Source organism: Cobetia marina (genome assembly GCF_001720485.1).
Taxonomy (GTDB): domain Bacteria; phylum Pseudomonadota; class Gammaproteobacteria; order Pseudomonadales; family Halomonadaceae; genus Cobetia; species Cobetia marina.
Genome location: NZ_CP017114.1, coordinates 3,418,376 through 3,434,784 on the forward strand (window position 1 = coordinate 3,418,376; position 16,409 = coordinate 3,434,784).

13 protein-coding genes are annotated in these 16,409 nt (G+C 64.0%); 8 read left to right on the plus strand and 5 right to left on the minus strand.

Going from position 1 to position 16,409, the window contains the following annotated elements; genetic code table 11:
- Positions 1–7: 7 nt before the first annotated feature.
- Both lnt and BFX80_RS14460 read left to right on the plus strand, forming a co-directional pair.
- On the plus strand, positions 8–1,537 hold the full coding sequence (lnt, locus tag BFX80_RS14455) for an apolipoprotein N-acyltransferase (protein WP_084209264.1): 1,530 nt from the start codon (positions 8–10) through the stop codon (positions 1,535–1,537).
- Positions 1,538–1,602: 65 nt separating this feature from the next.
- Positions 1,603–2,355, plus strand: coding sequence for a YdcF family protein (locus BFX80_RS14460; protein ID WP_077371390.1), 753 nt, complete (start codon positions 1,603–1,605; stop codon positions 2,353–2,355).
- Positions 2,356–2,450: 95 nt separating this feature from the next.
- On the opposite strand, the gene BFX80_RS14465 is transcribed toward BFX80_RS14460, so the two are convergent.
- Both BFX80_RS14465 and BFX80_RS14470 read right to left on the minus strand, forming a co-directional pair.
- The gene (locus BFX80_RS14465) at positions 2,451–3,665 is read right to left on the minus strand and encodes a tetratricopeptide repeat protein (protein WP_084209265.1); all 1,215 of its coding nucleotides are present in this window, start codon (positions 3,663–3,665) and stop codon (positions 2,451–2,453) included.
- Positions 3,665–4,219, minus strand: a complete 555-nt coding sequence (locus tag BFX80_RS14470; RefSeq protein WP_084209804.1) for a zinc ribbon-containing protein — start codon at positions 4,217–4,219, stop codon at positions 3,665–3,667. The genes BFX80_RS14465 and BFX80_RS14470 overlap by 1 nt, the downstream gene beginning before the upstream one ends.
- A 416-nt stretch (positions 4,220–4,635) precedes the next feature.
- Between BFX80_RS14470 and leuS the strand changes: the two genes are divergently transcribed.
- From leuS to BFX80_RS14490, 4 genes are all read left to right on the plus strand, one after another.
- Positions 4,636–7,236, plus strand: coding sequence for a leucine--tRNA ligase (leuS, locus tag BFX80_RS14475; protein ID WP_084209266.1), 2,601 nt, complete (start codon positions 4,636–4,638; stop codon positions 7,234–7,236).
- 182 nt (positions 7,237–7,418) lie between these two features.
- Positions 7,419–7,988: an LPS-assembly lipoprotein LptE gene (locus tag BFX80_RS14480; RefSeq protein WP_084209267.1), complete on the plus strand. Its 570-nt coding sequence runs from the start codon at positions 7,419–7,421 to the stop codon at positions 7,986–7,988.
- A 145-nt stretch (positions 7,989–8,133) separates the two neighbouring features.
- Positions 8,134–9,192, plus strand: a complete 1,059-nt coding sequence (holA, locus tag BFX80_RS14485) for a DNA polymerase III subunit delta (RefSeq protein ID WP_077371377.1) — start codon at positions 8,134–8,136, stop codon at positions 9,190–9,192.
- Between the two features lie 42 nt (positions 9,193–9,234).
- Positions 9,235–9,585, plus strand: coding sequence for a DUF6482 family protein (locus BFX80_RS14490; RefSeq protein ID WP_127736237.1), 351 nt, complete (start codon positions 9,235–9,237; stop codon positions 9,583–9,585).
- Between the two features lie 88 nt (positions 9,586–9,673).
- On the opposite strand, the gene BFX80_RS14495 is transcribed toward BFX80_RS14490, so the two are convergent.
- From BFX80_RS14495 to fadB, 3 genes are all read right to left on the minus strand, one after another.
- Positions 9,674–10,606, minus strand: coding sequence for an amidohydrolase family protein (locus BFX80_RS14495; RefSeq protein WP_077371374.1), 933 nt, complete (start codon positions 10,604–10,606; stop codon positions 9,674–9,676).
- Positions 10,607–10,809: 203 nt separating this feature from the next.
- Positions 10,810–11,988: an acetyl-CoA C-acyltransferase FadA gene (gene fadA / locus BFX80_RS14500; RefSeq protein WP_084209268.1), complete on the minus strand. Its 1,179-nt coding sequence runs from the start codon at positions 11,986–11,988 to the stop codon at positions 10,810–10,812.
- Positions 11,989–12,082: 94 nt separating this feature from the next.
- Positions 12,083–14,233: a fatty acid oxidation complex subunit alpha FadB gene (fadB, locus tag BFX80_RS14505; RefSeq protein WP_077371369.1), complete on the minus strand. Its 2,151-nt coding sequence runs from the start codon at positions 14,231–14,233 to the stop codon at positions 12,083–12,085.
- A 410-nt stretch (positions 14,234–14,643) separates the two neighbouring features.
- On the opposite strand from fadB, the gene BFX80_RS14510 reads away from it, so the two are divergent.
- Both BFX80_RS14510 and slyA read left to right on the plus strand, forming a co-directional pair.
- The gene (locus tag BFX80_RS14510; RefSeq protein WP_077371366.1) at positions 14,644–15,756 is read left to right on the plus strand and encodes a DUF5924 family protein; all 1,113 of its coding nucleotides are present in this window, start codon (positions 14,644–14,646) and stop codon (positions 15,754–15,756) included.
- Positions 15,757–15,934: 178 nt separating this feature from the next.
- Positions 15,935–16,381 carry a transcriptional regulator SlyA gene (slyA, locus tag BFX80_RS14515; RefSeq protein WP_077371363.1) on the plus strand — a complete coding sequence of 149 codons (447 nt, stop codon included), beginning with the start codon at positions 15,935–15,937 and terminating at the stop codon, positions 16,379–16,381.
- Positions 16,382–16,409: the final 28 nt, after the last annotated feature.

Here is a 16,409-nt window from a genome sequence, read left to right on the forward strand (position 1 = left end):
GAGCGGCATGTCCGAATCACCTCACCCGGCGGCCTTCAGGGGCACGTCGTCGTTGAGCAATGCGCTGGGCCACCTGCTGGCTCTGATCGCCGGTGTCTTGATCACCCTGAGTTTCGCCCCCTTCGAGCAATGGTGGCTGGGCCCGGTGGGTGCGGGGCTGCTCTACGGCGCCCTGCGCATGCCGAGCGGTGGCTTCCTGCGCGCCTGGTGGTATGGCGTCGGTCTGTTCGGCAGTGGCGCCAGCTGGGTCTATGTCTCGATCCATGACTACGGCTATACCGGCATGCCGCTGGCCGTGCTGCTGACGATGCTGTTCGTCTCCACCATGGCGCTGTTCCCGATGCTGTGGATGGGGCTGTGGCAACGCTTCTGCTCACGCCAGCTGGACGTGCTGTCGTTCGCTGCCGTCTTCGTCATCAGTGAGCTGTTTCGCACCTGGGCCTTCACCGGCTTCCCGTGGCTGCTGCTGGGCAACAGTGCGGTGGGGTCGCCGCTGGCCAATTGGGTGCCGATACTCGGGGTCTACGGCGTCTCGCTGATCATCGCGCTGTCCGGTGCGTTGCTGTGGAACCTGGCACTCAGGCGGCGCTGGCTGACCCTCGTGCCACTGGTGGTGCTATGGGGGGCGGGTCTGCTGCTGCCGACCAGCTGGACGCATCCCGGCGGAGAGCCGGCACGCGTCGCGCTGCTGCAGGGCAACCTGCCGCAGCTGATCAAGTGGAGCGCCGAGGGCCAGCGACGCGCGGCCAATACCTATGCCGCGATGACCCGTGCCGTGCAGGACGATGCCGACCTGATCGTGTGGCCGGAAACCGCACTGCCGATGCTGCGCGATCAGGCCGAACCCTTCCTGGAACGCATCCAGGCGACGCTGCCTCCCAAGACCGGGCTGATCACCGGCATCGTCGAGCGCGACGCCGACAACCGCTTCTTCAACAGCGTGATCCCCATCGATGACCCTTCGGCCCAGTATCGCAAGGAACATCTGGTGCCCTTCGGAGAATATGTGCCGCTGGAGAGCTGGTTGCGTGGCATCATCGGCTTCTTAGACCTGCCGATGTCGAGCATGCAATCAGGCGACAGTCAGCAGGAACCGCTGTTCGTGAGCGGGCTGCGTATCGGGGTCGCCATCTGCTACGAGATCGTCTATCCGGAGCTGGTTCGCCAGCGGGCGCTGAGCTCGACCGTGCTGCTGACCGTGTCCAATGACACCTGGTTCGGTCACTCCATCGGGCCACTCCAGCACCTGCAGATGGCACAGATTCGCGCACTGGAAAACGGACGTTTCCTGCTGCGCGCGACCAGCAACGGGGTGACGGCGATCATCTCGCCACAGGGGGAGATCATTGCCCGCGCCCCGCAGTTCGAGGAGGCGACCGTCACCGGCGACATCCGCCTGCAGCTGGGCATGACGCCCTGGATGCGCTTCGGACTGCTGCCGATATGGATTCTGGTGGGCCTGCTGCTGGCACCGAGCCTGATGCTGGGCATCGGTGAACGTCTGGCGGCACGCCGTGGCATGAAGGCGTCCAGCTGATACGCTGCTCCCCCTATCCGCTGCCGGGAGATGCTCGGCAGCGCCTCTGAACAAGCGAGACCATCATGGGCTTCACCGAGTTTCTCGGCATCATCAAGGACCTGATACTGCCACCCGGCGGCCCGCTGCTGCTGCTGATCCTGACCATGCTGATCCTCAAGCGCTGGCCGACTCTGGCGCGGGCGTTGATGGCACTGGCCATTCTTGGCATGTGGCTCCTGGCGTCACCGGTCGTCTCCACACGCCTGATGGCCGGGCTTGAGCGCATTCAGCCCAGTGCACCGGCGGAATGGATTCAGGCTCAGGCGGTGGTCGTGCTGTCCGGTGGCCGTTACTACAATGCGCCGGAGCTGCAGGGACGAGACCGGATCAACGGCGAGACGCTCAGCCGGCTGGACGAAGGCGTGCGGGTCGCGCGCAATGCCGAGCTGCCGATCCTGCTGACCGGCGGCAAGGTCTCGTCATCGGACGATGGCACCCTGGCGGAACTGATGCAGCGCTCGCTGATCGATGAATTCGATTACCCGGCGCGCTGGCTTGAGAACCGCAGCGAGAATACCCAGCAGAATGCGCGCTACACTCGCGAGATGCTCAAGGAAGACGACATCAACAAGATCGTGCTGGTCACCAGTGCCTGGCACATGCCGCGCGCGATGCGCAACTTCCAGAATCAGGGCTTCCGCACCATCATTCCGGCCCCGGTGGGATACACCACCGTCTCCGGGCTGGGAATCGATGCCTGGATTCCCAACAGCTCCGCGCTGACCCAGTCACGCTGGGCACTGCACGAGTGGATCGGCTGGCTGGTGGGTCGCTAGACGCATCGAGGCCACCGACCAGAGACACGACGGGCTGCCCATGGGCAGCCCGTCGTGTCTCTGGTCATCAATGCCACCCTGCCACGCTCACGCTCTCAGGTGACCTCCTGCATCCAGCTGGCCTGCCTGAGCCAGGGCCCCAGCTGGCGACGCTGGAAAGCCGGGTCCCGCGTCCATTCATCGCATCCGACATGGGCATTGCCCGCGGGAAGCTCACCCAGCACATCATCGGGAAACGCCAGGCTGGCGCGCGAGTTCACCTTCAGCGAATAACAGCGGTCATGGCTCATGAGGCTGGTACGCAGATAGCGCCAGACGCGCTCCTTGAGAAACCATTGATCGATGTTCGGGGTTTCCACCTGCCGGGGACTCCAGTCCGCCAGCATCCCCTCCATCGAGGGCAGCACCCCGGCGATACCTCCCCAGAGTCCCGCCAGCACGAGATCGGTATGCGTCCACCAATCCCGCATCACATGGAAGAAACGCCCGGATGTCAGCCACATCTGCACGGCTCGTACCTCGCGAAGACTGATGACACTGTCGCAGTCCCGCACCAGGAAATAGCCAACGCCGGGATCATCCGCGACCGCAAATCGCCAGCACAGCCGCTGTCTGAGTGAGTCGGTATTCGGGCGTTCCACCAGCTCGGCGTCCAGCTGCCGGGCGATGTCCAGAAAATCCTCTGGCACACTGTCGTCGTGATACAGCCGCACCTGCCAGCCCGGGTAGAGCACCGGTGCCAGCAACAGGTTATGCAACATGCCATTCAGATAACGCGGCCCCTGGCCCCAGAGACCATAGGACAGCACTCGCCGCTTGCCGGCTGCCACCGCCGATGGGGCTCTGGAGGGCAATGCCCAGTCCTTGGCAAGCGGCTGGTCTCCGTACGCGACATCCTTGAGCTCCAATGCGCGACTGCCGAAGCCACGTGCCTGAGCATGGCGCCCCAGGCGTGCACAGCAGGAGGCCAATGCATCGAACAGTACCGGATTGCGGCTTCCTCCATCGACCAGCCTCTGCCCAGCGGCGATGGCCCCTGACGCATCACCCGCCCGCGACAGGCATACCACCCGATTGAGGGAGATTTCTTCATCCTCGGGGCATTCATCACAACCCTGGCCGAGTATCTGACCGGCAGCGCGATAATCCCCCAGCAGGAACAGGTAGTAGGACACCTGCTTGAAGAGGCCCGCGGCACGCGGGCGAGCCTGTTGATTGAAATGCGCGATCATGCACTGGACGGCTCGGGCGCGATGCCCTGCCGTCCACTCCTGATGCGCTGGCAGGAACCAGTCGTGCGGTGTCGCCATCAGTCCCGGGGGTCCGCATCGGTTGATGGCGCGGGTTGCGGCGCCCCGCGTGCGAAGAAACGGTGCCCACAGGCATGGCAGGGCTCCAGTACGCTGGGGCGCGTCAAGGTCGTGATGGCCTCGCAATGCACGCAGTGCAGCAGCCCCGGCGCGATGACTTCTCCACTGGTGTAGTCGGCGCGAGCGGCCTCGAGGTCTTCCTCGAAGTGCGCGCGGTCCACCACGGTGCGATCCGCGATGGACATCAGCGCGGAACTGACGCTGCGCGACAGCACGTCGAGATCAATCCCCAGCCAGCTGGCGACCCCTTCGCCACCGGCCGCCAGGTGGCGACGGAATTCCTGCATGTCCCGCTCGACCCAGGCACGCAGCAGCGCCAGCTCGTCGCGGGTGAACTCCTCGACCTCGGCCTCGAACTTCACCGCTTCATCCAGCTCGACCTTGAGCCCTTCCCAGGACAACTCGCCGCTGCTGTCTTCCAGACGCGTCAGGATTCGCCCATAGGCATCGCCGAGACGTCCTTCCCCTTCGCCCTGCGGCTGGCGGGAGGGCATCGGGGTATCTTCAAAGCCGCTGTCATGCGAGGACGTGGTGGCACTGGCGGGATCGTGCGGATCACGGGGTTCACGTGGTTGGCTCATGGACTCTCCTTGTATCATCAGCGTCTCCCGGTCTGCGGGAGGCATGGGGCGCTCTCTCAAGCATGGTGGTGTTGGCGTTGCTTCACAAGCCACACCCACTCGTGGCCGCCTGCAGGACGTGACGCAGGTCAGGATATCGCGTCACCCTGTCAAGACCGGTCTCACGGCGGGCCATGGCAGTCGCCTCCCCTACCTGAGGCCTGGCGTCTGGGGTAGACTTGACCCCATCGCTGACAGTGGCGGCCTTGCCAAGCGGACCGCCCATCTCTTCACGCCCTGCCTGCCCGCTTGGACAGGTACAGGCCAACGCCAAGGTAGCAACGGACCCGATGGACTCACAGGATACGTCTCAACAGTACGCTCCCGACCAGATCGAACAGGCTGCCCAGCAGTACTGGGAGAAAAATCAGTGCTTCAAGGCGGTGGAAGATGCCAACCGCGAGAAGTTCTACTGCCTGTCGATGTTCCCCTACCCCAGCGGCAAGCTGCACATGGGGCACGTGCGTAACTACACCATCGGTGACGTGATCTCGCGCTTCCAGCGCATGCAGGGCAAGAACGTGATGCAGCCGATGGGCTGGGATGCCTTCGGCCTGCCGGCGGAAAATGCCGCGATGAAGAACAACGTCGCGCCGGGCAAGTGGACCCACGAGAACATCGCCTACATGCGCGATCAGCTCAAGGCGCTGGGCTTCGCCTACGACTGGAGCCGTGAGTTCGCGACCTGTGACCTGGAATACTACCGCTGGGAACAATGGTTCTTCGCCAAGCTGGTCGAGAAGGGAGTCGTCTACAAGAAGAGCTCCATCGTCAACTGGGACCCGGCGGACCAGACCGTGCTCGCCAATGAGCAGGTCATCGACGGCCGTGGCTGGCGCTCCGGCGCGCTGATCGAGCGCAAGGAAATCCCGCAGTGGTTCCTGCGCATCACCGACTATGCCGAAGAGCTGCTGGCCGACCTCGACAAGGTCGAGTGGCCGGAACAGGTCAAGACCATGCAGCGCAACTGGATCGGCAAGTCGCGGGGTGTCGAGCTCAGCTTCGGCCTCGATGCCGAGGCAAGCCAGGTGCAGGAATCCCTGACCGTCTTCACCACGCGTCCGGACACCCTGATGGGCGTGACCTACGTCGGTGTCGCCGCCGCTCACCCGCTGGCCAAGGCCGCGGCAGAGCACAATGCCGAGCTTGCCGAGTTCAACGCCGAATGCGCGCGTGGCGGCACCAGCGAAGCCGACATGGCAACCATGGAAAAACGCGGCATGGATACCGGCTTCAAGGCCATCCATCCGCTGACGGGCCGTGAAGTGCCGGTCTACGTCGCCAACTTCGTGCTGATGGAATACGGCACCGGTGCCGTGATGGCCGTGCCGGCCCACGACGAGCGCGACCACGAATTCGCCACCAAGTACGGCCTGCCCATCGAAGCCGTGATCGCCGATGCCGACGGCAACGCGCCTGACGTCAGCGACGCCGCCTTCACCGAGCACGGCGTGCTGATCAACTCCGGCGACTTCAATGGGCTCGACTTCGAGAGCGCCTTCGATGCCATCGCCGCACGTCTGGTCGAGCAGGGCCGTGGTGAGGTCAAGACCAACTTCCGCCTGCGCGACTGGGGCGTCTCGCGTCAGCGCTACTGGGGCGCGCCGATTCCGGTCAAGAATGGTCCGAATGGCGAATCCATCCCGCTGACCGACGACGAGCTGCCGGTCGAGCTGCCACTGGAAGTCGAATTCGACGCCTCCGGCGGTTCGCCGATCAAGAAGATGCCGTCCTTCAGTGACCTGGGCGATGGCTGGCAGCGCGAGACCGACACCTTCGACACCTTCATGGAGTCCTCCTGGTACTACGCGCGCTTCTGCTGCGCGGACAATGCCGAGGCCATGCTGGACGAGCGCGCCAACTACTGGCTGCCGGTCGACTACTACATCGGCGGCATCGAGCACGCCATCCTGCACCTGCTCTACTCGCGCTTCTTCCACAAGCTGATGCGGGACTTCGGCCTGGTCGACAGCGATGAGCCGTTCAAGCAGCTGCTGACCCAGGGCATGGTGGTCGCGGATACCTACTACCGCATCAACGAGAAAGGCGGCCGCGACTGGTTCAACCCGCTGGACGTGGACGTCGAGACCGACGACAAGGGCCGTGCCATCAAGGCCGTGCTGAAGTCCGATGGCCTGCCGGTGGAGATCGGTGGCACCGAGAAGATGTCCAAGTCCAAGAACAACGGCGTGGACCCGCAGTCGATGATCGACCGCTTCGGCGCCGACACCGTACGTCTGTTCATGATGTTTGCCGCACCGCCCGAGCAGTCGCTGGAGTGGTCCGATTCCGGTGTCGAGGGCGCGCATCGCTTCGTCAAGCGTGTCTGGCGCCTGGTTCACGAGCACGTCGCTGCCGGCACCCCGGCCGCGTTGGACGTGGCAGGCCTGAACGATGACCAGAAGGCGCTGCGTCGCAAGACGCACGAGACCATCGCCAAGTGCAGCGATGACATCGGCCGCCGTACCACCTTCAACACCGCCATCGCGGCCGTGATGGAGCTGGTCAACGCCATCAGCCGCTTCGAGGACGCCTCCGAGCAGGGCCTGGCCGTCAGCCGTGAAGCCGTCGAGGCCTGCGTGCTGTTGCTGTCACCGATCATCCCGCATGCCAGCCACTCGCTGTGGGCGACACTGGGCCACGAGGAAGCCGTGATCGACGCCAGCTGGCCGGTCGCGGACAGGGATGCGATGAAGAAGGACAGCATCGAGCTGGTCGTGCAGGTCAACGGCAAGCTGCGGGCGCGTCTGTCCTTCGCCGCCGATGCCGACCGTGATGCCATCGAGGCTGCTGCCCTGGCAGATGCCAACGTCACCAAGCACACCGATGGCAAGACGGTGCGCAAGGTCATCGTGGTACCGGGCAAGCTGGTCAACATCGTCGCCAACTGAGGCGATACCGGGGCACGCCCCGCACCCGGCGCCTTGGCGCGTCGGGCTCCTGCCAGCCATCCGCATCCTCTTGCGGATGGCTGGCAGCCAAATTTCGTGCGCGGCATGACTTGCGGGAATCTCCGGAGCATGCAGCGCTCTCGCAGGACATTCATGACACTCGTTCATGACAGGAGGTCACGGTGACGCAGGCGAATTCCAACAGTGCATCAGTGGACGCATCACGCAGCCCCGGCGAGACCGCAGCGTCAGCTGCCCCGCGCCGGTCGGCTCCTCGCCGCCTGATGGCGGCCATTGGCGTCGGCGTCGCGCTGACGTTGAGCGGCTGTGGCTTCCAGCTGCGCGATTACGACGCCACGCCGATGGCCATCACCGAACTCGATGTCCAGGCACCGAACACCGATACCCACGACGCGCTGCGCGAAGCGCTCAAGCAGGCCGACATCCGCCTGAGCGATGATGCACCACTGCGCCTGAATCTGGGCAAGCTGAATGAAGACGTCCATCAGATCACCTTTGGTGATGCAGGCAGCATCAAGCGCGAGCTGACCTATCGTGTCGTCTACTCGCTGCAACGCAAGTCGGACGGTGCCTACCTGGCCAACCAGCAGGAGCTGGAAGCCAGCAGCGACTACTACACCAACGACGACAACCTGCTCAACACCGATGACGTGCGTGAACGTGCCGGTGAGCAGAATGATCGTGAGCTGAGTCGTCAGCTGATGGACCGCCTGCGCGCCATCACCCCCTGAACTCTCTGACCTGGCGAGACGCTCACCAGTAGACCGCACCACCATCACGGCTCCGCGCTATCGGGCAACCGACCACCGCGGAGCCGTGTGCGTCTGCCGCCATCCAGCGTCACCGCTTTCTCCCGTGCAGGATCGAAGGACACTCATGAAGGTCTATCCCGACAAGCTGGAAGAGCAACTCAACAAGCGCCTGTCTCCGGTCTATATCGTGGCGGGCGACGAGCCTCTTATCCATCAGGAAAGCTGCGACGCCATCCGGCGCGCGGCGCGTGCGGCCGGCGTCGAGGAGCGGGAAGTCCTTCACGTCGAGAACGGTTTCCAGTGGGGCCGTCTGACCGAATCTGCCGCCAGCATGTCACTGTTCGCCTCGCGCAAGCTGATCGAGCTGCGCCTGGGCACCCAGAGCGCCGGCCAGGAAGGCAGCAAGGTGCTCAAGGCCTATGCCGAGCGCATCGAGAAGGATGGCGACATCCTGCTGATCACCGCCGCACGCCTCGACCGCAAGGTGCAGCAGACGGCGTGGTTCAAGGCGCTCGAGAAGGTGGGAGTGTTCATCGCGGTCTGGCCGGTGGATCATTCCCGCCTCGGCTTCTGGATTCGTGATCGCGCCCGCCTGCATGGCCTGGAACTGAATCAGGACGCCGCCCGGCTGCTGGCCGAGCGCATCGAAGGCAATCTGCTGGCCGCGGACCAGGAGCTGCAGAAGCTGGCGCTGCTGCACCCGCCGGGCGCACGCCTGGATGGCAATGCCATCGCCCAGGGGGTCGAGGACAATGCCCGCTATGATGTCTTCACGCTGGCGGATGCCTGCCTGAAGGGCGAGATCGAGCGCAGCGGGCGTATCGTGCTGGGTCTGCGGGGAGAAGGGGTCGAGCCGCCGGTGATCCTGTGGGCCTTGACGCGCGAGCTGCGCACCCTGCTCTCGCTGCGTCAGCACCTCGATCAAGGCCAAAGCTTCGAGCATGCCTGCAAGGCGCAGAAACCGATGATCTTCGACAAGCGACGTCCCTTCTATCAACAGGCGCTCAATCGTCTGCCCCACAAGCGTCTGCACAAGCTGCTGCTGTTCTCGCAGCGACTCGACATGGCGATCAAGGGCGGAATGACGCTGCCTATCTGGGACGGGATGGTGGATCTCGCCCTGACGCTCGCCGGTGGACGCGGCCCGCTGGCCGAACTGCCTCATGCCTACAAGGTGGGGTGATCCTGGCACGGTCCGACGTGCCTCTGACACGAGGGAGATCCCATGCAGATGACACCCCCGTTGCTTGGCGAAGGCGTCAGTGTCGAGACCCTGCGTCGATGGCTCGCCGAAGGCAACACGCTGACCGTGGAGATCCAGACGCTGGATCAGGGGCTGTATCTGGTGCGCCTGCATCATGCCGACGGCATCAGTCGTCTGGTCGATGAAGACGGCCAGTCCCTGCGCTTCACCGGCACGCAGTGGATCAGTCGCCTGTTGCTGCCGCTGGGGCTGACGCATGGCGTGCAGACCTGGGCGGAAGTGCAGGATGAGATGATCGGCCTCCCCACCACTCCGGTCGACAATGCCAGCCTGCTGGCCCATGGCACGCGTGTGGCGTTCAAGACGCTGTAGCCATGACAGAAGCCCCCGCCAGTTCACTGACGGGGGCTTCTGTCATTGCGGCACGCCCCTGTGACTCACGTGGGCGCTCGATCCGCGCTCAGTGCGCCTCCTCGACCTTCGACTTCACGAAGGCGGGATATCCATAGAGCTTGCGTGGATTGTCGCGGAAGATCTTCTCGCGCATCTCGCGCTCCGGCAGCCAGCGCTGCATCAATTCCGCCAGCGTGTCCTCCTCCGGCATCTCGACCCCGATATGCGGATGCGGCCAGTCACTGCCCCACACCACGCGTTCGGGATTGGCGGAAACCAGTGCCCGCGCCAGTGCCGTGACATCGGAATACGGCAGGCGTCCCCGGGTGGTGAGTCGATATGGCGCCGACAGCTTGGCCCAGGTACGTCCCTGCTTGAGCATCCGACACAGCGCGGTGAAACCGGGACATTCCGGCCCCCGTGAAGCCGCGAGGTGGCCCATGTGGTCGATCACCACCGGCACCGGCAGACTGCCGAGCCGTGCCTCCATGTCACGGAAGGTCGAGACATCGATCAGGCATTCCAGATGCCAGTCGAAGCGGGCCAGACGGTCCGCCAGCAGCACGACATCACGCCAGCGCAGCCCGCCGGAGAAGATCAGATTGAGGCGCACCCCACAGACGCCCAGCCTGGAGAGCCGCTCAAGCTCTGCATCACTGATCTCGGGCGAGACCACGGCGATGCCACGATAATCCAGCCCGCGCTCACGACAGTTCTCGAGGCTGTCGCACAGCAGGCGATTGTCATAGCCATAGACACTTGGCTGGATCAGGACGCCATGACGGGCGCCAAGCGCGTGGTGCATTTCCAGCGCGTCCTTGAGCCCGAATTCGGCAGGGTTGTAGGTCCTGTCTTCCGCCAGCGGATAACGCACCGGATCGCCGAACACATGAAGGTGGCAATCAATGCTGCCCGGAGGCAGCCGGAACGTCAGGGGATGCGGCAGGGGGCGTGGCGGTGCCGCACACGGCAGATCCTGCTCGACATGGTTCCAATCCATCGATGCGACTCCCTCGCGTAACCTCGATCATCAAGCCCGGGGCGACGTCACGCTTAATCGCCCACTGCCACGATACTGCGCCGCCCTTCTCGTTTCCAGACAAAAGCCTGCCGACGAAAAAGCGGCATGTCCGAAGACATGCCGCTTGAGGTATCAGCGAGGCCTGATCGCTGACGAAAGGCGCTGACCGAAGCCGCTGACGTTCAGTCGAGTCGCTCGAAGACCGTCGCGACGCCCTGGCCCATGCCGATGCACATGGTCGCCAGCCCCAGGCGCGTGTTCTGCTGCTTCATGACGTTGAGCAAGGTGGTGCAGATACGCGAGCCGGAACAGCCCAGCGGATGCCCCAGCGCGATGGCGCCGCCGTTGAGGTTGACCGCCGTGTCGGCGCGCTCCAGCAGGCCGAGGTCCTTGAGCACAGGAATCGATTGCGCCGCGAAGGCCTCATTGAGCTCGACGGTCTGGATATCGTCGATGGTCAGCCCCGCTGCCTTGAGTGCCTGCTTGGAGGCCGGCACTGGTCCATAGCCCATGATGGAGGCATCGCACCCGGCCACACCGGTGGACAGTACGCGGGCGATGGGCTTGAGACCCAGCGCTTCGGCGCGCTCGGCACTCATCACCGCCATGCCCGAGGCACCCACGGAAAGTGCGGAGGAGGTACCCGCCGTCACGGTGCCGCCCTTGGGATCGAACACCGGCTTGAGGTTGCCCATCGATTCCATGCTGGCATCGCCACGGATGACCTCATCACGGGTCACCATCACGCGACGCCCCTCGGCATCATGGCCCTCGACGCCGATGATCTCGTCATCGAAACGGCCTTCATCGGCGGCCGCCTGGGCACGCTGGTGAGAGCGCACGCCGAACTCATCCTGCTGCTCACGACTCACGCCGTGCATCTTGCCGAGCAGTTCCGCGGTCAGGCCCATCATCATCGCGGCCTTGGCCGCGTGCTTGCTGGCCGCCGGGTTGACGTCGACCCCATGCGCCATCGGCACGTGCTCCATGTGCTCGACACCCCCGATGATGTAGAAGTCGCCCATGCCGGCCTTGATGTTGGCGGTGGCGATATGCAGCGCGCTCATCGAGGAGCCACACAGCCGGTTGACCGTCTGCGCCGGCACGCTGCGCGGGATGCCGGTCATGATGGCGGCATTGCGCGCGATGTTCATGGCCTGTTCCAGGGTCTGGTTGACGCAGCCCCAGATGACGTCATCGACCTCTGCCGGCACCAGGCCGGGGTTGCGGTCGAACAGCGCCTGCATCACCGCGGCGGACAGGTTCTCGGCGCGCACGTGGCGGAAGGCCCCATTCTTGGCCTTGGCCATGGCAGTGCGCACGCCATCGACGATTACCACATCTCTCGAATTCAGATTCATTGTCTGGCTCCCTCATGGCCCTCGCTGTCGCGAGAGCCGAAAATTCTGGTCGGATAGTGCTGGCCCCACTTGGGTGTGCTCAGCAATCAGAGGCTCAGGCGTAGAAGGCGTCGCCGCGCTTGGCGCGCTCACGCAGTGCCTCGGTCGGGCGATACAGCGGCCCCAGCTCATCGGCCAGGCTGTCGGCCAGCGCGACGAACTCTGCCACGCCCATGGCATCGACGTAGCGCAGTGCGCCACCACGGAACGGCGGGAAACCGATGCCGTAGATCAAGGCCATGTCCGCCTCGGCCGGCGTACCGACAATGTCATCTTCCAGACACCGGATGGTTTCCATGCACAGCGGCACCATCATGCGCGCGATGATGTCGTCATCGGAGAATTCGCGCGTCTCGCTGACCACTTCACTGACCAGTGCCTGCGCCGCTTCATCAGGCAGCTTTTTCGGCTTGCCCTTGCGGTCTTCCTCATAGCGATAGAAGCCCAGGTCGTTCTTCTGACCCAGTCGCTTGTTGTCGTACATCACCTGAATGGCGGTCTTGCCCTCACGCGCCATGCGATCCGGGAAGCCTTCGGCCATCACCGCATTGGCGTGGACCGCAGTGTCCATGCCGACCACATCCAGCAGGTAGGCCGGGCCCATCGGCCAGCCGAACTTCTCCATCACCTTGTCGACGCGCTGATAGTCGGCGCCCTTCTCGACCAGCAGGCTGAAGCCACCGAAGTAGGGGAACAGCACGCGGTTGACCAGGAACCCCGGGCAGTCGTTGACGACGATCGGTGTCTTGCCCATCTGACGGGCGTAGGCGACGGTCGCGGCGATCGCCGCGTCGCTGGATTTCTCGCCACGGATGACTTCCACCAGCGGCATGCGATGCACCGGGTTGAAGAAGTGCATGCCGCAGAAGTTCTCGGGACGCTTGAGTGATTCCGCCAGACGCGTGATGGAAATGGTCGAGGTATTGGACGTCAGGATGGTGGTATCCGCCACGTTGTCCTCGAGCTCGGCCAGCACCGACGCCTTGACCTTGGGGTTCTCGACCACCGCCTCGACGACCAGATCCACGTTGCCGAAATCGCCATAGGACAGCGTCGGGCGAATGTTGGACAGCCCCTGCGCCATCTTCTCGGTGGTCAGCTTGCCGCGCTCGACGCCCTTGCCGAACAGCTTGCGCGCTTCCTTCAGGCCAAGCTCGATGGCCTCGCCATTGATGTCCTTCATCAGGATCGGCGTGCCCTTGCTGGCGCTCTGATAGGCGATGCCACCGCCCATGATGCCGGCACCCAGTACGGCAGCCTGCTGGATCTTGCTCGCCTGCTTCTCGTATCCCTTGGCTTTCTTCTTGACCACCTGATCGTTCATGAACAGGCCGACCAGATTGAAGGCCACGTCGGTCAGCGCCATCCGGGCGAAGGTCTTGGCCTCGATGGCCTGGGCACGCTCACGCGATTCGCCCGCGCCCTTCTGGATGACCTTGATGGCCTCCACCGGCGCCGGATAGTGCGGGCCGGCCTTGCCTGCCACGAAGCCCTTGGCGGTCTCGAAGGCCATCATCTGCTCGATGGCATTGAGCTTGAGCGGCGAGGTCTTCTCGAGACGCCGTGCCATGTAGTCCAGCTCACCCGCATTGGCGCGCGCCAGAATGTCGAGTGCCGCCGCGTCCAGCTCGGCCACCGGCAGCACGGCATCGACGGCGCCGACTGCCAGGGCCTTGTCGGCGCGATTCTCGGTGCCCCCACAGATCCATTCGATGGCATTGTCCGCCCCGATCAGGCGCGGCAGACGTACGCAGCCCGCCCAGCCCGGAATGATGCCGAGCTTGGTCTCCGGCAGGCCGATCTTCGCGCTGTCCGCCATGACGCGGAAGTCGGTGGTCAGGGTGATCTCGCAGCCACCGCCCAGCGCCAGCCCATTGATGGCGGTGACGGTGGGGAACGGCAGGTCCTCGATGGCATTGAAGATGCCATGGACGGTCATGTTCATGTCGATGAGGAAGGCTTCATCCTTCTCGAACATCTGATGGAACTCGGTGATATCGGCACCGACCACGAACGCTTCCTTGGCGGAGCGGATGACCAGCCCCTTCAGGTCGGCCGTCGCCTTGATGGCCTCCACCGCCTCCCCCAGCTCCTTGAGTACGTAGCTGGCCAGCTTGTTGACCGATTCGCCTTCAAGATCGAGGGTCAACAGGGCGATGGCGTCCTGATTGGCCTCGACGGATAGCGTTTTGCCTGAATAGATCATCCACGGATCTCCACAAGAGAAAGGGGTGAAGGGGCTGTCAGGCGCAGGATGGTCTCTGCCATGGGTGCGCTGGCAACCGGCCTCGCCGGACTCGAAGCTTCCAGAGGCGCCGCAGGAGAGTCATCTCTCGCCACAGCGCTTCATACAAGCGTTTGAATACAGCCAGCTTGGGCCAGAGACGGGCAAAGATCAAGCCTGCGGACATTAGCGAAAGGTCGGGGGTCCGGGGCTGTCTCCATGCCGGTTCCTGTCTCTGGCGCCTGACATCGACAGCGGGTGTGGGCAAAGATCGACGCTACACCCGGAAAGGCAGTCGCGTTACTCTTGGCGCTTTCCCGACACGCAGGCTGGCAGCGGCATATCCTTGCCCTCCAGCAGGCTCTCAAAGGCCACACCGATATCATGCTTTCATGAGCAGCACTCTCACCGCCCTGTATCTGCGCCTGACCGGCATCGTCGAACGCACCAAGCGCTGGCACTGGCTATGGCCTCCCATCGGCTTCGCTGCGGGCATCTGCAGTTTCTTCCTCGTCAATCGTCAGCAATGGCTGGGTGGCATGCTGGCGCTGGGCATGATGCTGGCCTGGTTGATCCTGATCGCCGAAGGCCTGTGGAGCCGTCTGCGCCGTCATCGCGGCCAGAATGCCCTGCCCCGCAAGCTGGCCACCTTCGTGGCGCAGCTGATCCAGCAGGAGACCCTGTGCTTCACGTTGCCGTTCTTTCTGGCGACGACCGACTGGGCCAGTGGCCAGGCAGGCTTCACCTTGCTGCTGTGCGGCGCGACTCTGCTGTCGATACTCGACCCCTTCTACTACCGACTGGCCGAGCGCCATCGCTGGCTGTACTTCGGCTTCCACGCCCTGTGCGTATTCGTCGTGGTACTGGTCACCCTGCCCCTGCTGCTGGAACTGACCACCGGCGAGAGTCTGTTGGCTGCGTGTGCCGCGATGAGCCTGTTCGCGCTGCCCAGTGTCGCCAACCTGCGGATTGCCCGCGGGCTGGTCGGTGGCCTGGCGATGATCGGCATCAGCGTGATGCTGGGGGTGGGCGCATGGGGGGCACGCGCCTGGATTCCGCCTGCCACGCTCTGGATCAACGCCAGCAGCCTCTCGCCGGACTTCGACACCGCGGCGCGGACACCGCGGGGCGAGATGCATCTGACCCCAGCGCAACTCTCCGCCAGAGGCCTCTACGCCTACACGGCCATTCGCGCCCCACGCGGGTTGTCGGAGAAGGTCTATCACGTCTGGCGACATGACGGAGAAGTGGTGGATCGCATCGCCTTGAACATCAACGGCGGTCGCAAGGAAGGTTATCGGGCATGGACACACAAGACGGCCTTCCCCAAGGGCAGCGAGGGGGAATGGGAAATCGATGTCGAGACCATGAACGGGCAACGCATCGGCAGTCTGCGCTTCCTCGTCAGTGATGATCCGCAGGTAGCCACCTTCGCGGACAGCAGCCTGGCACGGCCGGCGGGCATCCCCGGCTGGCGGATCACCAACCTGATTCCGGGCCTGTAACGCTTCGCGACGTGAGTGACCCTGAAGCGTGAACCCTCGGTTACTCGACCTTGGGCGTAAAATTCGTTCGCAGGCTTGTAATTATCCAGGCTGCCTAGCATGCTGAGGACAAGGGCGGCACCGAGGGGTGCCAGGATAAAAGCCCACTCATCCTTTGCACTCTGTGGACGACATACCCATGCATGAAGATATCGGGCTAAAGCTTTCCCGCCTGCCGCGCCTATGGCGCGCCATCCTGGACCAGCGACTGTCCCCGCTTGGGCTGACACAAACCCGCTGGATGACGCTGGTACACCTGTGGCGACTCGGAGACGGCCAGCCACAATGTGATCTGGCACGCTCCATCGGCATTGAGGCACCGTCTCTGGTACGCACGCTGGATCAGCTCAGCGAGCAGGGACTGGTGGAACGCCGCGCCTGTGAGGAAGACCGCCGCACCAAGCGCATCTTCCTGACACACAAGGCACTGCCGCTGATCGAGAAGATCGATGCCATCGCCGAGCAGACCCGCATCGAGATGCTCGAGGGGCTCACGCCGGAGCAGGTCGACCAATTCTGCGAATGCCTGCGCGTCATGGAACGCAATGGCCTGGAAATCTCCGAGAAGGTGCCGGAAAGCGCCTGAGCGAGCGTGTCCGGATACGCCAGCTGGA